The sequence below is a fragment of the Actinomadura bangladeshensis genome, from assembly GCF_004348335.1.
In the GTDB taxonomy this organism is placed as follows: domain Bacteria; phylum Actinomycetota; class Actinomycetes; order Streptosporangiales; family Streptosporangiaceae; genus Spirillospora; species Spirillospora bangladeshensis.
The window spans coordinates 1-3028 of the sequence record NZ_SMJW01000456.1 but is presented as its reverse complement, the minus strand read 5'-3'; the positions used below and the strand labels follow the sequence as shown (position 1 = coordinate 3028).

At 74.5% G+C, this 3028-nt stretch carries 7 protein-coding genes; all 7 read left to right on the top strand.

The annotated features are described in order from the left end of the window. Positions 1 to 190, top strand: a 190-nt coding sequence (locus E1284_RS42765; RefSeq protein WP_207924227.1) for a hypothetical protein, incomplete at its 5' end; no start/stop codon positions are given. 103 nt (positions 191 to 293) lie between these two features. Then, the gene (gene gvpJ / locus E1284_RS39760) at positions 294 to 731 is read left to right on the top strand and encodes a gas vesicle protein GvpJ (protein WP_131945289.1); all 438 of its coding nucleotides are present in this window, start codon (positions 294 to 296) and stop codon (positions 729 to 731) included. Continuing rightward, on the top strand, positions 728 to 1516 hold the full coding sequence (locus tag E1284_RS39755) for a GvpL/GvpF family gas vesicle protein (protein ID WP_131945288.1): 789 nt from the start codon (positions 728 to 730) through the stop codon (positions 1514 to 1516). The genes gvpJ and E1284_RS39755 overlap by 4 nt, the downstream gene beginning before the upstream one ends. Positions 1517 to 1521: 5 nt before the next feature. After that, positions 1522 to 1773: a gas vesicle protein GvpG gene (locus tag E1284_RS39750; protein WP_131945287.1), complete on the top strand. Its 252-nt coding sequence runs from the start codon at positions 1522 to 1524 to the stop codon at positions 1771 to 1773. Between the two features lie 11 nt (positions 1774 to 1784). Beyond that, positions 1785 to 2045 carry a gas vesicle protein GvpO gene (gene gvpO / locus E1284_RS39745; RefSeq protein ID WP_131945286.1) on the top strand — a complete coding sequence of 87 codons (261 nt, stop codon included), beginning with the start codon at positions 1785 to 1787 and terminating at the stop codon, positions 2043 to 2045. Between the two features lie 4 nt (positions 2046 to 2049). Next, positions 2050 to 2481: a gas vesicle protein gene (locus tag E1284_RS39740; protein ID WP_425544465.1), complete on the top strand. Its 432-nt coding sequence runs from the start codon at positions 2050 to 2052 to the stop codon at positions 2479 to 2481. After that, positions 2478 to 3028, top strand: a 551-nt coding sequence (locus tag E1284_RS39735) for a GvpL/GvpF family gas vesicle protein (protein ID WP_207924226.1), incomplete at its 3' end; no start/stop codon positions are given. The genes E1284_RS39740 and E1284_RS39735, both read left to right, overlap by 4 nt.

Here is a 3028-nt window from a genome sequence, read left to right as displayed (position 1 = left end):
CCCCCGACCACACCCCGGCCACACCCCGGCCGCTTCACGGACGCCGCACGACCACCGCACGCACCGCGGCACCGTCCCGGACACCCGGCGGCGCCCCCGTCCCACGCGGGGGCGCCGCCGCGTTTCCCGAACCCCGTCCCGTCCCGCCACGTCCCGCCACGTGCTGTCACGCGCCGACCACGCTCCTTGACCCGCCGATGACCGAAACCGGGCCGCCCGTTTAGAGAGATCAGTGTGGGTACACCGGGGTGCGTGCCGAACCCCCCACTCAACCCCCTGAACGAGGAGATGACATGACTGGGCCGATCGCCCAGCAGACTTCGGGCAGCAACTACGTCCAGCAAGGCCGATCCGGCAGCAGCCTCGCCGACGTCGTCGACCTGATCCTGGAAAAGGGACTGGTCATCGACCTGTACGCGCGGGTGTCGCTGGTCGGCATCGAGATCCTCACGGTCGACGTGCGGATCGTCGTGGCCAGCGTCGACACCTACCTGCGGTTCGCCGAGGCCGTGAACCGGCTCGACATCGCCCACGACGGGACCTCCCAGGGCCTGCCGCAGTTCGTCGAGGGCATGCAGGAGTCGGGCGCGAAGAAGAAGACCCGCGGCGCCCTTGAGGGCGCGCAGGAGCGGCTGAAGGAGACATTCGGCGGCGATTCCAACGATTCGGAGGAGGAGAAGCAGCCCGCGCGGCGCCGCTCGTCCCGCAAGAAGGAGGACGAGGACGAATGACCACGCCGCAAACCCCCGCCGGGCCCGCGTCCGGCGACCGGGTCCCGCAGTACGTGTACGGGGTGGTCCGCGCCGACGCCGACCTGCCCGGCGAGGTGGCCGGCCTGGACGACCGGCCGGTGTCGCTGGTCCGCGCCGGCGGCGCGTGCGCCGCGCTCGTCAGCGACCTGCCCGCCGACCGGCCGCTCGGCGAGCGCGCCGACCTGGTGGCCCACCAGCGGGTGCTGAACTCGCTGGTGGACGCCGGCACCGTCGTCCTGCCGTTCCGGTTCGGGGCGGCGCTGGCCGACCGCGACGCCGTGGAGAAGGAACTGCTCGCCGGGAACTCCGAGCGGCTCGGGCAGGTCCTGGACGGCCTCGACGGCCGGGTCGAGCTGCGCCTGAAGGCCACCTACGTCCAGGACGAGGTCCTCGGCGAGATCATGGCGGCCGAACCGGAGATCGCCGAGCTGTCGCGGCGGCTGCGGGAGGTCCCGCCGGACGCCGCCGACGCCGTCTACTACGACCGCATCCGGCTCGGCGAGCTGATCGCGCAGGCGATGGAGCGGCGCCGCGAACGCGACGGGCAGGTCCTGCTGGACGCCGCGGCCCCGGCGGCCGAGGCGTTCGCGCGCAAGACCCCGGCCCGGGAGGAGGACGTCCTGGACGTCTCGTTCCTGGTCCGCGCCGACCGCCGCGACCGGTTCGAGCAGGCCGTGCAGGAACTGGGCCGGGCGCACGGCGACCGGATCCGGATCCGGCTGATCGGGCCGCTGCCGCCCTACGACTTCGTCCCGGAGGCGTGAGGGCGATGGGACTGTTCACCGGGCTGGTGACGCTGCCGCTCGCGCCCGTCAAGGGCGTGATGTGGCTGGCCGAGACCCTCACCGAGCAGGCCGAGGCGCAGCTGTACGACCCGGGGCGGATCGCCGCGGAGATGCAGGAGGTCGCCGACGAGGTCGCCGCGGGCGAGATCACCGAGGAGGAGGCCGCGGCCCGCGAGGACGACCTGATCCGCCGGCTGAACGAGGGCCGCGCCCGCGGCTACCGGCCGGGCCCGTAGGGAGGCCGCCGATGATGTCCGCGTCCGAGGCCGCCAAGAGGGCGGTCGAGCACGTCACCGCGATGACCGGCCGCAGCGCCGAGAGCGTGGTGGGGATCGAGCGCGCCGGCGACGACGGCTGGCGGGTCACGGTGGAGGTCGTGGAGACGCGCCGCATCCCCGACTCCGCCGACATCCTCGCCTGCTACGACACCGAGGTGGACGCGGACGGCGACCTGGTGGCCTACCGCCGCGTCCGCCGCTACCCGCGCGGCCGAGTGGAAAGGGACTGACCGAGTGAGCGAGATCTCCTGGACCGGCGCCCGGTCCCCGGCGCGGTCGATGGCCGGTGAGCGGACCTCGGCCAACCTGGCGGACCTGCTGGAGCGCATCCTCGACAAGGGGATCGTGATCGTCGGGGACATCCGGGTGAACCTGCTCGACATCGAGCTGCTGACCATCAAGCTGCGGCTGCTGGTGGCGTCGGTGGACCGGGCCAGGGAGATGGGCATCGACTGGTGGGAGCACGACCCGTCGCTGTCGTCCAAGGCCCGGCAGAACGAGATCGACGCGGAGCGGGACGCCGACCGCGAGCTGCGCGAGGAGAACCGGCGGCTGCGCGAGCGCCTCGCCGCCCTGGAGGCCGCGTCGGAGAGCGGCCCGCAGGGCGGCTCGGACGGCGGGGACGCGGCGGCCCGCCCGGCACGGGGGAAGGAGCAGACACCATGACCGGCACGACGACCGGTACCACCACGGGCACTTCGGCCGGCACCGAGTCCGGCGCCGGGACCGGCGCCGGGACCGGCACCTACCTGTACGGGGTGGCGCGCGGCCTGGACCTCGCCGCGCTCGGCGGCGCCCGCGGCGTGGCGGGCGCACCCGTCCGCGGCGTGGCCGCCGGCGGCCTGACCGCGCTGGTCAGCACCGTCGCGCTCGCCGAGTACGGGGAGGCGGCGCTGCGCGCCAACCTGGAGGACCTGGCGTGGCTGGAGGCCACCGCCCGCGCCCACCACGACGTGGTCGACCTGGCCGCGCACGCCGCGCCGACCGCGCCGGTGCGGATCGCGACGATCTACCGCGACGACGCCCGCGTCGCCGAGGTGCTCGCCGCGCAGGGCGACCGGTTCACCGACATCCTCGACCTCATCTCCGGCCGGTCGGAGTGGGGCGTGAAGGCCTACGCCGCCCCGGAGGTCATGCGCGGCGACGCCCCCACCGACGCCCCCACCGATCCCGGTGGGGGGCTCGCGCCCAGGGCCGAGCCCCTCACCGGCCC

Excerpts from the sequence above, each read along its gene's own strand:
- gvpJ (WP_131945289.1), top strand. The coding sequence starts at position 294 with ATGACTGGGCCGATCGCCCAGCAGACTTCGGGCAGCAACTACGTCCAG.
- E1284_RS39755 (WP_131945288.1), top strand. The coding sequence starts at position 728 with ATGACCACGCCGCAAACCCCCGCCGGGCCCGCGTCCGGCGACCGGGTC.
- E1284_RS39750 (WP_131945287.1), top strand. The coding sequence starts at position 1,522 with ATGGGACTGTTCACCGGGCTGGTGACGCTGCCGCTCGCGCCCGTCAAG.
- gvpO (WP_131945286.1), top strand. The coding sequence starts at position 1,785 with ATGATGTCCGCGTCCGAGGCCGCCAAGAGGGCGGTCGAGCACGTCACC.